The organism is Pseudoalteromonas sp. SG43-7 (genome assembly GCF_014164295.1).
Classification (GTDB): domain Bacteria; phylum Pseudomonadota; class Gammaproteobacteria; order Enterobacterales; family Alteromonadaceae; genus Pseudoalteromonas; species Pseudoalteromonas rhizosphaerae.
Genome location: NZ_JACJEY010000055.1, coordinates 1 through 15,941, shown reverse-complemented (window position 1 = coordinate 15,941; position 15,941 = coordinate 1). Strand labels below are relative to the sequence as shown.

Here is a 15,941-nt window from a genome sequence, read left to right as displayed (position 1 = left end):
TTGTTACAGCTGCAGTTACTTATGATATTGCGCACTAAACTCATGTACGGCATTAATAAATACACCCGCGTTTTCAGGATCAACATCAGGCGTAATACCATGGCCTAAGTTAAATACATGACCTTCACCTGTGCCAAAATCTTCAAGGATAGTCGCTACTTCTTGGCGAATACGATCTGGTGTGCCATGTAACATTGATGGATCCATATTACCTTGCAGAGCTACTTTGTCGCCGACACGGCGCTTAGCATCGCTAATATTAATTGTCCAATCGAGACCAATTGCATCACACCCCGTTGCTGCTATCGCTTCAATCCATTGACCACCATTTTTAGTAAATAACGTAACGGGCACTTTGCGGCCATCGTATTCACGAATTAAACCATCAACGATTTTGTGCATGTACTGCAATGAGAACTCTTTATAATCACGCGGGCTCAATACACCGCCCCATGAGTCAAACACCATTAGAGACTGCGCACCGGCTTTAATTTGTGCATTTAAGTAATCGATCACTGAATCAGCAAGCTTATCAAGTAACAAATGCAGTGTTTTTGGCTCAGCAAATGCCATTTTTTTGATTTTGCCAAAGGTCTTGCTGCTCCCGCCTTCAACCATATAAGTAGCAAGTGTCCAAGGTGAACCCGAGAAACCAATTAGCGGTACTTCGCCTTTTAGTTCACGACGGATCGTGCTTACGGCATTCATAACATAACCAAGCTCATCTGTTGGATCGAGCTTTGGAATTTTTTGTACATCAGCAAGTGATGAAATTGGACGCTCAAATTTAGGACCTTCACCGGTTTCAAAATACAAACCTAAGCCCATCGCATCTGGAATCGTTAAAATATCACTAAATAAAATAGCGGCATCTAATGGGTAACGACGCAGCGGCTGTAATGTTACTTCACAAGCGAGCTCAGCATTTTTACACAGGCTCATAAAATCGCCCGCTTGTGCACGAGTTGCGCGGTATTCTGGTAAGTAACGCCCTGCTTGGCGCATCATCCATACCGGAGTCACATCAACTGGCTGTTTTTGTAGTGCACGTAAATAACGGTCGTTTTTTAATTCGCTCATAGCGTAAAGGATCCTAAAGCTGATAGATATTGCGCAGATTGTATCACCATATCGCACACCTCTCTATCGCTATGGCACTAATTAACCTTAGTATTGATACAGATTAATAATCTATTTTAAGATGCTTGCTTGGTACAAAATTAATACAACAAACAATAACATTTGAAATTTTTTATTAATATGTTTGCAACATAGTAAAAACCTTGGTATAACTTGTCCCGCGTTAACAATAAAAACAATAAAAATTACATAACAATAAAAATAAAAATCTTCTAATAACAATAAGAAAGCTTGTTTAAACAAGTCATGGAAAAAGAAATTAACCACCTTTATGGTGGTTTTTTCTTGCCTGAAACAATATAAACGATTTGTATTTTATTAAAAAAACTGTTTATATATCATATAGTTCTTGTTTTATTACAAAATTATAAAAAAAATGTGTTGATCTTTGCGGCATATTTCATTGTTATAGAAGAAACCAACCCAGCTAAGGAGAATGATAATGCTGACGCGTTTGGAAAAAGCTCAACAAAAATGGGGTGGTAGCCACACCGTGATCGACAAATGGCTCTCAGAACGCCAAGAGCTATTAGTTTTATATTGTCGTATTGCTGGCTTTTCACCGTATGATAAAAAAGACCATGCCTTACCTGACCAATTACAGATCCAAAATTTTTGCCAACTATTGATGGATTATTTATCTGCTGGTCACTTTGAAGTGTATGACGACATTGCCAAGGCATGTGAGCAAAAAGGCCCTAACAGCCAGCAGCTTGCCAATGAACTTTATCCACGAATTTCGCAAACTACTGACATTGCACTTGATTTTAATGACAAATATGCAGAGGTGGATAAAGAAGATTTACTCAATGATTTTGATGACGACTTATCAAAACTTGGTGAAACACTTGAGCTGCGTTTTGAGTTAGAAGATGAGTTGATTGATAATTTATATTCTAATCACACCTAGATAATACACACAATTATTACGTTACAAGGAGCTAAGCTCCTTGTTTGCTGTTTACTTTAAGTCTTTTCTCACCCATCTATAAATTTAATATTCCCAGAACACCCCATAAAATTGAAATTTATATTTCAATGATGTAATTATAGCCTTATTGTGCATTAAAACTACACAGGCTCGCCATGAATAAACGTACATTTTTGAAATCTGTATCACTCCTCAGTGCAGGGTTACTCGCAGGCAATAGCGCTCAAGCAGCTAACCTATCAAGTCAAACTGCACTAAGTTTAAAAAAGCCGAACGCCTTACCAAGCAGAGGCACAATTGGTGTAGCTAGCCCATCAGCAGCAACAGCAAATCAAAAAGACATTATTTTAGCTAAGCAAGTAATTGAAGCGCTTGGCTATAATGCTAAGTTAGCACCTAATATTATGGCTAGACGTGGCCACCTTGCGGGCACTGATACACAACGTGCAGACGATCTTAATGCGCTGTTTAACGACAGCAGTGTTGATGCTATTTTTTGCTTACGAGGTGGCTCTGGGGCGGCACGTATTTTACCCCTGCTGGATTATGCAATGATCCGTGCTAACGCCAAACCGCTGATGGGCTACTCAGATATCACCGCACTTCATAACGCGTTACTAGCTAAGGCGGGTATTGTTAGTTTTCATGGACCTAACGCCTCTAGTGATTGGAATCCATTTCATGTTAAACAATTTAAACAAATGTTTGAGCAACAAACCCGCATGCACTTTAGCAACTTGCCAAAAGCCGAGGATGAATTGGTTAATAGCCAATACCTCACCCAAACCATCACACCAGGTAAAGCGACTGGACAACTTATCGGCGGTAATTTAACTGTACTAACAGCGCTGGCTGGCTCAACTTATTTACCACAATTTGACGGGGCTATTTTATTTTTAGAAGACATTGATGAAGCACCTTATCGGATTGACCGCATGCTCAGCACTTTAAAACTAATGGGTGCACTGGACAAAATAGCGGGGTTTGTATTTGGTGACTGTAACGATTGCAGCCCGGGAAATGGCTATGGCTCATTGACGCTAGATGAAATTTTTGCAGATTATATAAAACCGCTGGCTATCCCTGCCTACCGAGGGGCGATGATTGGCCATATAAAACGACAGTTCATATTACCGGTCGGTACGCAAATCGAACTCAATGCTGATACAGGTACGTTGACTATGAAAGAAACCGCCTTTAGCTAAGATTTTAGCAACAAAAAAAGGGGCTAATTAGCCCCCCTTCTCGCACAGAATAAATAATTACTCTGCAGCTGCTGCTTGCTCTTCATTTTGAATTTCAAGTAATTCAACTTCAAAAACAAGTGTTGAGTTAGCTGGGATCTTACCTAAGTCACGATCGCCGTATGCTAGTTCTGCTGGAATAGTAAACTTATACTTAGAACCTACAGGCATAAGTTGTAAACCTTCAGTCCAACCAGCGATTACGCGGTTAAGTGGGAAAGTCGTTGGTTCGTTACGAGCATACGAACTATCAAATTCAGTACCGTCAAGTAGTGTGCCTTTGTAGTGTACTTTAACTACGTCAGTTGCTACTGGCATTTCACCATCACCTTGAGTGATCACTTCGTACTGTAGGCCTGATTCAGTTACTGTTACGCCTTCTTTCTTAGCGTTATCAGCTAGGTATTTTTCACCTTCAGCTTGGCTTTTTTCAGCTTCTACTTTGGCATGTTGCTCTTGCTTAGTACGTACTGACGTATCAAGTGCAGTTAATACTTCACGAATTTTCTCTTCGTCAATTTTTGCGTCGCCAGCAAGGGCATCTTCAAAACCACGAATTAATAATGCTTGGTCAAGCTCAATGCCTAACTCTTTTTTATCAGCTAAATCTTTATTTAAAAAGTTACCAACAGATGCACCAATACCGTATGCTTGTTGTTGTACTTCAGTTTCAAGTTTAACAGGTGCTTGTTCTTGTTTTGCTTCTTGATTACAAGCTGTTAGCGCTAAAACTGACGCTGCAATCAATGACAATTTAATCGTCTTTTTCATTTTAAATCTCCGACACACTTTGCAGATGTCATTTATTGTATTATTACTAGTTAAAGGTTAACGGCCCATGGTAGGCTACTTATCTAATTTCTGATTGTAGGCTATACGCTCACTTTCACGTTAATTAGATAAACAACCTAGGCTTTCACGAGCCCTAGTCTAACCTCTCAATCACTAAGAGTTAAGGGGAAATAGCTGTAATATGTCGATATTTCGTACTTTTTTGTATCTTCTGTGCTGCACCTTGCTGATTGCCTGCTCAGAACAAAAAGACCAAGCCACTGCAAGCTATGAGCATGCAGCCAGAGGCGCGTTCGCCTCCGCAATATCTCATGATGGCAAATACAGCCTGATCTCATCTATACACCATGGGGTCGCCCTATGGGATAATCAACAGCAAGTACTAAAATACCAATGGTTTCAGCAACAAGACGCCGATAGCCTAGTACATACCGTGGCTATCGCTTATGACAACAGCCACGCTGTTACCGCTGAAAAAACCACTTTTGCAGTATGGGATATTGCCACTGGCAAAAATACCGGCTACTACAAAATAAAAACCGCCACTATTCGTGATATCGCCATTAGTAACCAAGGCCGCAGTGTTTTGTACGGTCGTAGCGATGGCGTTGTTGTTTACCTCGACTTAGAGACCGGTAGACGCATTGAGTTCCTTGGCCACCAAGAAAAAATTAACGCAGTTGCTTTATCGCCCAACGGAAATTTTGCTCTCAGTGGCTCCAATGATTATGCGGCGTACTTTTGGGATACTCGTTCCGGACAAGTGATCCATCGCTTTAACCATCCAAGTCGTGTCACCCAAGTGACCTTAGATCCGCAAGGTCGCTATGCATTTACCGCAGACAGTATGACACAAGCACATGTATGGCAGCTGACAACAGGTGATCTTGTTAGTAAACTGCAGTATATTGCCCGCCAGAGAATTTTCACTGCGGTACGCTTTAATGAAGCAGGCACCTTGCTGGCAACAGGCTCACCTAACCGCTTAGTGGACCTATGGCAATTATCCAGTGGTGAACAAATTCAAAGTTGGCATGTAACACCGCGAGAAGGCAGTAGACCAAAATCAGCAGTGGTACTTGATGTCGCTTTTACTGACAACGATACTGCGTTGTTAACCGAAAGCTCCAGTGGGATCGCTGAGCGCTTTACTAGACGAGAAAAAAATGAACACAATTGAACATCGCTTAACAGAACTTGAAGCCAAAGTGGCTTTTCAAGACGAAACGATTGAAATTTTAAATGATGAAATAAAAGTGCACCAGCAGCTGTTGGCAAAAATGAAGCGCCAAACAGAGCTACTGGCTGAAAAAATTAAAGAGTCGCAATCATCATCTATGATGATGTCAGACACGCCAGAGCCTCCGCCGCCACACTATTGATGGTTGCGGGCGCTTAATCGCCCGGTTTAAACACGCCAATGACTTGTTCAAATTGGCGTGTTGATGCCTGAACAGCCTGCTCTGGCTGTGCCATTTTATGGCCGCACTGCATGCATTCGACTTTCTCTACATCGTGCTCTTTGTAAAGCATCATCATATCCATGGTTTTACACTCTGGACAGGTTGCCCCAGCAATAAATCGTTTTTTCTGTTTCACTACGTTTTCCCACAGTTTGAAAAGAAACTTGCTACATTTTAACCCAATAACTACCCAGTTGATACGCTGACGATTGAAATATAGTCCAGCTTCCGTGCTATGATAGCGTCAAGTTCACAAAGGCACAGTAAAGCGCAGACTACATGATCCAGATCTCAGAAATTGAATTACTTCGCGGCGGTAAAGCACTCCTTAAAGATGCCTCAGCTACATTATTTCCAGAACACAAAGTTGGCCTAGTTGGCGCCAATGGCTGCGGTAAATCAACACTCTTTAGTTTATTGAAATCTGAACTACAGCTTGATGCCGGTAATTGCAGTATCCCTAAAGACTGGTCTATCGCCTCGGTAAAACAAGAAACGCCAGCGCTAGATATCAGCGCAATTGATTATGTATTACAAGGTCATCCTGAGTATTACGCCATGCGTATTGCGCTGCGCGAAGCCGAACAAAATGATGATGGCGATACCCAAGCCAAAGTGCACATACAACTTGAGCACATTAAAGGCTATAGCATAGAAGCCAAAGCCGGCGAGTTACTTCACGGGTTAGGGTTTGCAAATAACCAAATTGAAAACCCCGTTAGTGATTTTTCCGGTGGTTGGCGAATGCGCTTAAACCTTGCCCAAGCGCTGATCCGTGATGCCGACTTGCTGCTACTGGATGAGCCAACTAACCACTTGGATTTAGATGCGGTGTACTGGCTGGAGCGTTTTTTACGCGCTTACACCGGTACTTTAGTGTTGATATCGCATGACCGTGAATTCCTCGATGCTGTAGTTGACCAAATTTGGCATATCGACAAGCAAAAGATCAATGTTTACAAAGGCAACTACTCGCAATTTGAACGCCAAAAAGCAGAGCGTTTATTACAACAACAAGCGATGTTTGAAAAACAACAAGATCAAATTGCCCACCTTGAGCAATTTATTACCCGCTTTAAAGCCAAAGCCAGTAAAGCCAAACAAGCACAAAGCCGCGTTAAAGCGCTTGAACGTATGGAAAAGCTCGCACCAGCTCATGCTGATTCGCCCTTTGACTTTGAATTTGCAGAGCCTACCGCACTACCAAACCCATTGATGACACTCGATAAAGCTCAAGCCGGCTATGGCGATGTCACAATATTAAATAGTATTAAACTTAACTTAGTCCCTGGTAGTCGCATTGCCCTACTTGGCCGTAACGGCGCAGGTAAATCAACCTTAATAAAGTTATTGTCTGGCGACTTACAACCGCAAGCAGGCGAAGTATTCCAACATCAGGGCTTAAACATAGGTTACTTTGCTCAGCATCAATTGGAATCGCTAGATTTAAAAGCCAGCGCGATTACCCATTTGCAGCGTTTAAATCCTAAAGCCACCGAGCAATCACTGCGTGACTTTTTAGGTGGTTTTGCCTTTATTGGTGATAAAGCCCTTGAGCCCGTAGCACCGTTTTCAGGGGGTGAAAAAGCCCGATTAGTACTCGCAATGTTGGTCTATCAAAAACCAAACTTATTACTGCTCGATGAGCCAACCAACCACCTTGATTTAGAAATGCGTCATACTTTAGTAATGGCGTTGCAAGGGTTTGAAGGCGCGATGGTTACCGTTTCCCATGACCGTCACATGCTAAAAAATACCGCCGACGAATATTACTTAGTGGATAACGGTGAAGTAACCCAGTTTGGCTACGACTTAGACGAATACTATCAATGGCTACTTAACGCTAATAAAGAAGCGGCAAAAACCACTCAAGATGACAATGAACCAAAAGCAAACTCAAGCGTTAACCGTAAAGAGCAAAAACGCCTAGAAGCAGAGTTTAGAAAAGCCACACAACCACTTAAAAAGCACATCGAAAAGCTTGAAAAGCAACTTGATAAACACTCTGCCGAATTAGCTGAAATCGAACAAGCACTTGGCGATAACGAGCTTTATAACGATGACAACAAAGCAAAACTCAAAGAATTACTAGCTAAACAAGCGACGTTAACACCGAAAGTAAATGACATCGAAGAGGAGCTATTAATGGCCCTTGAAGAGATGGAAGAAAAAGAGCAGGCCTTTGCCGATGAACTTGCTTAACAGCAACGATTTTTGGCAATTTGCATGTCAGCTTTATAGCAAAGATGGCATGCAAGCACGCCTGTTGGATTATCAAAACCAGCAAGGTAAAAACGTTAACCTGTGCCTGCTACTGTACTATTTAGATTCTCTCAATCTAGCAATTAGCCAAGCACAGCTAAGCAAACTTGAACAATGTATTAGTGCATTTGATCAACAGGTTTTAAAGCCCCTACGTACTTCCCGCGCCTATTTAAAAGCCAATCACACCGAAATTGCAGATTATGCTGCAATTCGTAAAGAACTGCTCAGTGCCGAGCTAAAGCTAGAAAAACAACAACAACAGATGTTAATAACCACAATTAATAGCTTTGCGCTAACACCTTGCAGCACGCCACATAACACATCGTTATATTTGTAAAAGTTCTCATGTAGGTCGTGCTTTAGCGCGACAATCCTACTAACAAAAATAATTCATGGCTAAAGCCATTTCCTACGGGTAACCAAATTTTTCATTCCCCCCTCATTTACTTCTCATTCTCTTCTCTTTGTGCAAAAAGATCTTTAAATGACTTACTGCAAAAATTGTCGCCATAAATGACGACCTACTGTAATTCGTTACTTTGTAACTACTTCTTTATTATTAACTCAGTAAAGAGATCAAACTTGAAAAAGCAACAACAGCAGGTGTTGGTGGAAAAATTAACACATTAACATTAGAGTCTGATTCCAAGACCATTAATGTAATACTATATATTGGTGAGCTTTAAGCGCTCGTTTTTCTTTGCAATTTCAACCCTGTCAGGGTTGCTAAAATAATAACTAACAATGAAACGGGCAACTCGATAATGGAAGTTTTTGAGAAAAAGTAAAACTCTTGCAAGATCAATGAGACAGTTATTGCACCAAGAAAAAAGCCTAAAAAACAAACATAAAATGCATATCGCCAAGCATAATTATCACTACGATATGCCATTACACCATATAGTAAAAAAGATAAGACACTGGATGGGATGATTGCAATAAGAATATAATCGCCAAGCCTCGATGATGCATAGCGCTCAAAACCAGCAACAATATTGAGTAATGTCGATAAAGCAATTTGCAGCAGCATAATCACTAAAGTGTATTTAACTATCCGTGTAATTTTCAATGTCTACCACCATTATTACTAGGTATAAAAAAATAAAGTTGAAATTATAAGCCCAAACAGATGCTATTTCTAACAAGCTTGTCAGAGCCAACTTTACTGCAAATAAATTTTGCATTCCCCTCATTTACTTCTCATTATCTTCTCTTTGTGCAAAAAGATCTTAAGTAACTTATTCACAAAGAGATTTAGAGGCGCTTCGCTTAAGAGTAAAGCAAAGCCATGATTTAGCTTATCACTTTACTTCAAAAAAATTATCGCCATAAATGACGACCTACAGAAATTTATTACCTTGTAACTGCTTTTCTATCATTAACTCAGCGCCGTCGAACTCAGATAAAGATAAAGTAGACACTGTACTTTATAGAAGAGTCAGTAAACCCCTATCATTAAACCCCACTTTAATATCGTATATCATGCTACGTATTGGTCGCCCGATATTGAAATACCTCCTCTAAAGGTAACTTAAAGACGGCTGCAATTTTAAAGGCGACTTCTAATGACGGTGAGTACTTATTTGCCTCAATCGCCATCACAGTCTGACGCGTTACCCCAATAGCATCGGCGAGTTGCTTTTGGGTCATTTCATTGTATAAAAACCGTAATGTCCGAATAGAGTTACTGATTGCATATTCACTCATAGATATCACCCGTTCTACCTTTATATAACTGCGCTATGTAGTTCGTTATTTCAGCAATTAAAAAAGCACCTACCATCACATGCATAGGTAAATAAGGAATGTTGTATTCAATAGCAGGCCCCCAACCATTCGCTTCAATTTGATATTGAAAAATAGCAATACAAATACCCACTTGTAAAATTACCGCTTTATACTTATAACCAATTAAATTTATTTGTTTTTCCCTAACATCAAGTGGCTGTTTTAACTCGTTATCACTAATGAATGCGAGCAATAAATAGCTCAATACCATAAGTACCACAGAGTAAGTTAATACCTGTAGCAGTAACCCTGACAGCCAAGAGACCGAAGCGAGCTGCTCTGTAGTTGCGTTAATTAAGCTGTCTACATAAAAAAACGAAATATATACGCTGACCAATAAATCGATACTAAGCGTAAGCTCTCTAAAGCTTATACTTTGTAAAAGCTCTTTCAACTGTTCTGAACGAGTCATATATAATTAACTCCAAGTGAAATATTTTTGACACCAACTAAGTTAAGGCTATTTTTTTAACATGTCAATTTTTTTTGACTTCAAGTTTATTTTACTTTACTTTGCCTACCCCCCCCTTACCAGTCACTCCGCCACTTGACTTAACTTTGTTGATCCAAATCAACTTCTCAATCACGCTTTTTATAATCAACAAAATAGCTTGATCTGGATCATATCAGCCTCTGCCAACTCGCACTATGATGAACCCATAGACATTAGGAGGCATTTATGGACGTATTCTTCAGAGACTTTTTTAGTGACCCAGTACTATTTTTATCATTTGGTTTTCTGGGAGTAGTGATCAGTTTATGCCTTTTCTTTGTGTACTTTTTTATCAAAAAAGTACATGACGACAAAACACCCAATCAGAATTAAGCACGACGCACAAAGCCCCTATCAAGTTATTTGATTAGGGGCTTTTTATTATTAAAAGTTTGTTACACTAGCGATTCTATTAGCTAAACATGTTTTAACTTATGTCTACAGATTTCAAGCCAGCTTGGTGGATGACTAATCGCCATGTGCAAACCATTATGCCACGGTTTTTTCGGCCTTTTCATAATACTCGCTACCAATTAGAGCAGCTTGATACTCCCGACGGCGATTTTTTAGAGCTCGCTTGGTCACAACCCAAAAACGATAACGCGCCGCTGGCAATTGTATTGCATGGCCTGGAAGGTAATATCAATAGCTTTTATGCAAAAGGCATGATGAAAGCCCTCAAAAAGCAGGGGTTTAGTGTTGTTTTAATGCATTTTCGTAACTGTTCTACTGAAGTTAACCGCCTACCCCGTGCATATCATAGTGGCGAAACCGGCGATCTCGATTTTTTTATAAAACAACTTAAGCAGCAGTTTCCAGATCGCTTGATGGTTGCAGTTGGCTTTTCACTCGGCGGTAACGTACTGGCCAAATACTTAGGTGAACAAGGCGAACAATGTTTACTTGATGGCGCGGCGGTTGTTTCAGCTCCTTATGATTTGTCGCCATCATGCCAAGTTATTCGTAAAAGTTTGGCTAAGATTTATCAAAAGTATTTACTCGATCGCATGAAAAAATCGATGCAGCGTAAATTACCGCAAATCACAAAACAGATTGATTTAACACCAGATCAGCTAATGGAAATTGATGATTTATGGCAGTTTGACGATAAACTGACAGCTCCTTTACATGGTTTTATTGGTGCTGAAGATTACTATCAACAAGCCAGCGCTAAGCCTTATTTAAAACACATTACAACACCCACATTAATTGTTCATGCGAAAGACGACCCAATGCTGTCAATTAAAGCTGTACCCAGTAGGCAAGATGTTAGTGAGCATGTTACGCTGCAAGTCTCAGAAAAAGGCGGCCATGTTGGCTTTATAAGTGGAAAAAATCCATTTAAACCGATTTATTGGTTAGAGCATGTAGTGCCAGATTTCTTCACCCAAATCGTCAAAAAAGAGCAGCTATGATCATTCCCCATGAGCAACTAGATAAAGACACTCTATACAATTTAATTGAAAGTTATGTGCTACGTGAAGGCACCGATTACGGTGAGCAAGAATTCAGTATTGAAAGTAAAGTGGCGCAAGTAAAACAACAACTACAAAATGGCGATGCCATGGTGTTTTTTTCAGAACTGCACGAATCAGTTACTATTATTTCTAAAGGTGAATTTAAAGCACTGCAAAGTGAAACACAATTTAACGAGTAAACTTGTAACCCTAGTTGTAAAAATAGACAATGGCTTTTTTACTAAAAGAGCCATTAAAAATGATAAAACTAAGCTCAGTAGTTATTGCCGTTGCACTTGCTTTATCAAGCCAAGTGCAAGGTGCAGACATTAGCGCATCAGCTAAAGCAATTAAACTCACCAAAGACACTATTTTAATCGATACTCATATCGATGTGCCGTACCGTATTCATGCTAAATGGGCTGATGTTACTAAAGCCACTGATGACGGTGATTTTGACTACCCACGCGCAGTTAAAGGTGGCTTAAATGCGCCATTTATGTCGATTTATATTCCTGCGCATTTGGAGTTTGAAGGGAAAGGTAAAAGCTTTCAGCTAGCAAATCAACTCATTGATAGTATGGAAGCAATTGCCCAGCGCGCCCCTGACAAATTTGCTATTGCCGATTCAACGAATGATATTAAAAAGCAGTTCAAACAAGGCAAAATGTCGATAGCAATGGGGATGGAAAACGGCTCACCAATTGAAGGTGACATGGCAAACCTACAGCACTTTTTTGATCGTGGTGTACGCTATATCACCCTTGCTCATTCACAAAGCAACCATATTTCAGATTCATCTTATGATATTCGCCGTAAATGGAAAGGTCTAAGCCCATTTGGTAAAAAACTGGTTACTGAGATGAACAATATCGGCATGCTGATTGATGTTTCACATATTTCAGATGATGCGTTTTATCAAGTAATGAAGCTATCTAAAACACCGGTTATTGCCTCACACTCATCACTGCGCAAATATACGCCTGGTTTTGAGCGTAATATGGATGACGATATGCTACTAGCGCTGAAAAAGAACGGCGGGGTTATTCAAATAAACTTTGGTTCAAGCTTTGTAACCGCTAAAGCAGGTGATTGGGGCAAGCAGTTAAAGAGTAAAAAAGAGTCGGCAAAAAAAGAAGGCACTAAATTAAGTCAAGATTTTGATGCCGCGTATCGTGCTAAAAACCCGTATCCATTTGCGAGTCTTGAGCAAGTACTTGAGCATATTGATCACGTTGTTGAGCTAATTGGTATCGATTACGTTGGCATCGGCTCTGATTACGATGGTGTTGGCGATTCACTGCCAGTAGGCTTAAAAGATGTATCTAGCTACCCGAATCTAGTGCAAGGATTAATGGATCGTGGTTACAGTGACAAAGATATCAAAAAAATCCTCAGTGGCAATGTGCTGCGCGTATGGCAACAAGCCGAACAGTATGCAAAAAAACATTAATTGATAAATAATTAGGTCCTGAGGTTCAGGGCCTAATTACTCTTTGATGGCTGAAAAATCTCATTTATCAATTTCTCTTGAGACGTGGCCCCTGCCATTTTTATCAACTCATACATCGTTCCTGTTGTCGCAAATGTGCTTTGTGTACAGCTAAACGCGTCAAACAAGTTGTACTGGTAATGCGTTGACTCAGCTAGTAAATCACCTGAAGACACATCATATACAAAAAACTCAGCATAGGTATGAAGCGCATTTTCATCTTTATAATAACCGTCTTTAGATCTATATTTAAACGCGCCACTGAAAATCAAAACCGTGTCTACATTTTGTTGATTATTAAACTCAATGTTGCTCCATCGCGAGACGCCTACATCAGTATTAATGATCGACATAGATTGCTTATTTAACGGCACTAATGTGGTATCAAAACCAGCAAAGCGCGCAATTATCCGCTGCGTTAGCAGCTCATTTAAATCCGTAGGGAGCGCATACAACTGCCGTTCATTGCTGAATACCGTAACCCCTGTATGCGTACAAAGTAAGTTATCACCAATCAGCGTAATCACACCAACTTTACCAAGCGGTTTGCGATTTTCTGCGATGCTGAGGGTTGCTTTTTTGACACTGTCTTTTTTAACCTTTTCTTGCTTTGTTGCGCACCCCGATAGGAGCAAAAACAACGCAATAAAAAACCACTTAAGTATATTCATATTTTTCTTTTCCGTGCTGTATACAACGACCAAACAACATGATGTTTGCAAAGAGAAGAGTCTCCTTGCTTAATTAAAAATAAAATTAATCTTCGTTATCAATCATACTTAGCGAATAAATTATAATACGCTGAAGCACACTTAACTTTCTACATCTTTTAACAGACTTATAGCCCCAAAAGCGGTAAATTACGCCTTTTCAAATATGGAGCCTCCACCACATGCCTATTAGTAAAGGATCAGTCGCAATAGCCCTTGCCTCAGCCGCACTTGTGGTCTCGTGTTACGGTACATTTTTCAAATCAGTGAGTTTACCTAACGACAAAAGTAGCACTGAACAGTCATCGATCATTGTTACTAATATGCCACTGAATAATGACAGCAACGAACTTTCAGTTACCCAATTGCATAACAAAATAATATCTTTACAGCGACAAGTTACCAGCCTAAAAATAAAAAATACTTCTATAGATCAAGAATATAATAACGATGACTTTAAGGAGTTGGTGCTTGCTGTACTGACGGAAAAAGAACAGCAAGAAATAGATGAAATGCGTGAAAGCAACCCACTTTACGGTTTTTATGCCGACTTACCACAAGACTATGAACTACGCATAAAGTCAGACTCTGACTATGCGAAAAAAATAACCACACAATTACGAGAGCAAATACTCGACCCAAATGCCACAGACATCGATAGACTCGCAGCCCTAACTCAACTACAAATGAATATGTATATTTTGAATAAATCAAAAATACCTGAGTATGACTTTGCGGTAGTCGATAATATTTTAGAGCTGGCCGCTAATAGTGATGATGAGAAATTCAAAATCCAAGCCATTGAAGTCATAACTCAAGCACCCGTACTCGATCAACGCCTGACTGAGCGCTTTACTTCACTACTGCAGCATGAGTCTAACGATTATATTCGCCGTTTAGCGGGGCAAGGATTGATATCGCAATACTATCAATCGCAAAGCTCAGAAGATGGCAATAGCCAACAAATTGCCCAGCATATTTTATCACTTTACCAGCACACTAGTGATGATAATGTCCGCTCTGTACTTGATGAAATGATTGGCAATGAAAGCATGCTAGCAGAACTGCGAAAACATGCTGAAGGTTAAACGTATTAAAAAACGGCTCTCATTCTGATATAAAAAATTCATATTTCTACTCATGAAGGATTACTGAGTTTTAACTATACTGTTTTGCATAAGTCGCTAAATAAGCTATCGACATAACGCAATATGCGCACGATTAAAATTAAAAGTGGCATTACAATTAGCTATCAAGATAAAGGAAAGAAATCAGCGCCTGTCATCATTATGATTATGGGCCTTGGAGCGCAGCTAACAGTATGGCCTGATGAATTATATTTAGGCTTAGTAGCTAAAGGGTTTAGAGTCATTCGTTTTGATAACCGCGATACTGGTCTTTCAAGCCAACTTGAACAATTTGGTAGCCCTAACCTATTCAAAATATGGCTAAATAAACGGTTACCTATTAAATCCCGCATCCCATACACCTTAGATGATATGGCAAATGATGTATTAGAATTAATGGCCGAATTAAAAATCAAAAAAGCGCATTTAGTCGGTGCATCTATGGGCGGCATGATTGCACAAATTATCGCAGCTAAACATAAAAAAAAGGTCTTGAGCTTAACCTCAATTATGTCAAGTTCGAGTAAACCTAAGCTATCGGCGTCTAATTTAAAGCTATTTTTACAGCTTGCAAAACATCGTCGCGCCCAAGCCAGTCGTGATGGTGCTATACATTATAATATAAGGCTAAATCAATTAATTGGCAGCCCAGCCTATCCACAAGATGAACTAGCTTTGCGTAAACAAGCTACCCTAGGAGTGGATAGAGCACACAACCCGCAAGGCTTTAACCGACAACTTGCCGCTATTACTGCCAGTGATTGCCGGCAACATTTAATGCCGAAAATAAAAGCCCCAACCCTCGTCATACATGGCAGTTTAGACCCTGTCATGCCAATAGCCGCTGGAAAGCAAACCGCAGCCCAAATCAGGAAGGCTAAATTAAAGATAGTAAACGGTATGGGCCATGACTTCCCGCCAGCATTAATGGTAAAAATGACCAAGTGGATCAGCAAACACGTTAAGAAAGCAGAACAAAAGCGCGCACAGAAAAAGTTAAAAAAAGCGGTAAGCGGTAAGCGGTAAGCGGTAAGCGGTA

At 40.1% G+C, this 15,941-nt stretch carries 18 protein-coding genes; 11 read left to right on the top strand and 7 right to left on the bottom strand.

The annotated features are described in order from the left end of the window. Nucleotides 1-15: 15 nt before the first annotated feature. Nucleotides 16-1,080 carry a uroporphyrinogen decarboxylase gene (hemE, locus tag H5200_RS19050; protein ID WP_149980407.1) on the bottom strand — a complete coding sequence of 355 codons (1,065 nt, stop codon included), beginning with the start codon at nt 1,078-1,080 and terminating at the stop codon, nt 16-18. Between the two features lie 502 nt (nt 1,081-1,582). Between hemE and rsd the strand changes: the two genes are divergently transcribed. Together rsd and H5200_RS19040 are read left to right on the top strand one after the other, a co-directional pair. Further along, a complete protein-coding gene (rsd, locus tag H5200_RS19045; RefSeq protein ID WP_145242408.1) occupies nt 1,583-2,050 on the top strand; it encodes a sigma D regulator in 468 nt (155 codons plus the stop codon). Between the two features lie 176 nt (nt 2,051-2,226). Then, nucleotides 2,227-3,276, top strand: coding sequence for an LD-carboxypeptidase (locus H5200_RS19040; RefSeq protein ID WP_145242406.1), 1,050 nt, complete (start codon nt 2,227-2,229; stop codon nt 3,274-3,276). A 57-nt stretch (nt 3,277-3,333) separates the two neighbouring features. Here H5200_RS19040 and fkpA read toward each other — a convergent pair whose 3' ends face one another. Continuing rightward, complete coding sequence (fkpA, locus tag H5200_RS19035; protein WP_145242404.1) at nt 3,334-4,086, bottom strand: FKBP-type peptidyl-prolyl cis-trans isomerase; 753 nt, start codon at nt 4,084-4,086, stop codon at nt 3,334-3,336. 202 nt (nt 4,087-4,288) lie between these two features. Between fkpA and H5200_RS19030 the strand changes: the two genes are divergently transcribed. Together H5200_RS19030 and H5200_RS19025 are read left to right on the top strand one after the other, a co-directional pair. Beyond that, entirely contained in the window at nt 4,289-5,287 is a 999-nt protein-coding gene (locus H5200_RS19030) for a WD40 repeat domain-containing protein (RefSeq protein ID WP_145242402.1), read from the top strand. Then, nucleotides 5,274-5,489, top strand: a complete 216-nt coding sequence (locus H5200_RS19025; RefSeq protein WP_145242400.1) for a SlyX family protein — start codon at nt 5,274-5,276, stop codon at nt 5,487-5,489. Before H5200_RS19030 ends, H5200_RS19025 begins: the two co-directional genes overlap by 14 nt. Before the next feature lie 13 nt (nt 5,490-5,502). Here the strand turns inward: H5200_RS19025 and H5200_RS19020 are convergent, their stop codons facing one another. Further along, nucleotides 5,503-5,706 (bottom strand): YheV family putative zinc ribbon protein, encoded by a 204-nt coding sequence (locus H5200_RS19020; RefSeq protein WP_029216159.1) that lies wholly within the window; start codon nt 5,704-5,706, stop codon nt 5,503-5,505. A gap of 143 nt (nt 5,707-5,849) precedes the next feature. Between H5200_RS19020 and H5200_RS19015 the strand changes: the two genes are divergently transcribed. After that, nucleotides 5,850-7,772, top strand: coding sequence for an ATP-binding cassette domain-containing protein (locus tag H5200_RS19015; RefSeq protein WP_182762217.1), 1,923 nt, complete (start codon nt 5,850-5,852; stop codon nt 7,770-7,772). Next, nucleotides 7,759-8,172: a TIGR02444 family protein gene (locus H5200_RS19010; RefSeq protein ID WP_182758005.1), complete on the top strand. Its 414-nt coding sequence runs from the start codon at nt 7,759-7,761 to the stop codon at nt 8,170-8,172. The genes H5200_RS19015 and H5200_RS19010 overlap by 14 nt, the downstream gene beginning before the upstream one ends. Nucleotides 8,173-8,517: 345 nt before the next feature. Here the strand turns inward: H5200_RS19010 and H5200_RS19005 are convergent, their stop codons facing one another. From H5200_RS19005 to H5200_RS18995, 3 genes are all read right to left on the bottom strand, one after another. Further along, nucleotides 8,518-8,865: a hypothetical protein gene (locus H5200_RS19005; RefSeq protein ID WP_149980405.1), complete on the bottom strand. Its 348-nt coding sequence runs from the start codon at nt 8,863-8,865 to the stop codon at nt 8,518-8,520. A 455-nt stretch (nt 8,866-9,320) separates the two neighbouring features. Then, nucleotides 9,321-9,542 (bottom strand): helix-turn-helix transcriptional regulator, encoded by a 222-nt coding sequence (locus H5200_RS19000; RefSeq protein ID WP_064667688.1) that lies wholly within the window; start codon nt 9,540-9,542, stop codon nt 9,321-9,323. After that, on the bottom strand, nt 9,535-10,035 hold the full coding sequence (locus H5200_RS18995; RefSeq protein ID WP_064667687.1) for a hypothetical protein: 501 nt from the start codon (nt 10,033-10,035) through the stop codon (nt 9,535-9,537). The genes H5200_RS19000 and H5200_RS18995 overlap by 8 nt, the downstream gene beginning before the upstream one ends. A 515-nt stretch (nt 10,036-10,550) precedes the next feature. Here H5200_RS18995 and H5200_RS18990 point away from each other — a divergent pair. The 3 genes from H5200_RS18990 to H5200_RS18980 are packed head-to-tail and all read left to right on the top strand — an operon-like array spanning nt 10,551 to nt 13,026. Further along, complete coding sequence (locus H5200_RS18990; RefSeq protein ID WP_145242394.1) at nt 10,551-11,531, top strand: hydrolase; 981 nt, start codon at nt 10,551-10,553, stop codon at nt 11,529-11,531. Then, the gene (locus tag H5200_RS18985; RefSeq protein ID WP_145242392.1) at nt 11,528-11,773 is read left to right on the top strand and encodes a YheU family protein; all 246 of its coding nucleotides are present in this window, start codon (nt 11,528-11,530) and stop codon (nt 11,771-11,773) included. The genes H5200_RS18990 and H5200_RS18985 overlap by 4 nt, the downstream gene beginning before the upstream one ends. A gap of 59 nt (nt 11,774-11,832) precedes the next feature. Beyond that, complete coding sequence (locus H5200_RS18980) at nt 11,833-13,026, top strand: dipeptidase (protein ID WP_182762214.1); 1,194 nt, start codon at nt 11,833-11,835, stop codon at nt 13,024-13,026. A gap of 32 nt (nt 13,027-13,058) precedes the next feature. On the opposite strand, the gene H5200_RS18975 is transcribed toward H5200_RS18980, so the two are convergent. Next, nucleotides 13,059-13,736 (bottom strand): hypothetical protein, encoded by a 678-nt coding sequence (locus H5200_RS18975; protein WP_182760443.1) that lies wholly within the window; start codon nt 13,734-13,736, stop codon nt 13,059-13,061. A 221-nt stretch (nt 13,737-13,957) separates the two neighbouring features. Between H5200_RS18975 and H5200_RS18970 the strand changes: the two genes are divergently transcribed. Together H5200_RS18970 and H5200_RS18965 are read left to right on the top strand one after the other, a co-directional pair. Further along, nucleotides 13,958-14,863 carry a hypothetical protein gene (locus H5200_RS18970; RefSeq protein WP_145242386.1) on the top strand — a complete coding sequence of 302 codons (906 nt, stop codon included), beginning with the start codon at nt 13,958-13,960 and terminating at the stop codon, nt 14,861-14,863. Between the two features lie 123 nt (nt 14,864-14,986). Next, complete coding sequence (locus tag H5200_RS18965; protein ID WP_182762211.1) at nt 14,987-15,928, top strand: alpha/beta fold hydrolase; 942 nt, start codon at nt 14,987-14,989, stop codon at nt 15,926-15,928. Nucleotides 15,929-15,941: the final 13 nt, after the last annotated feature.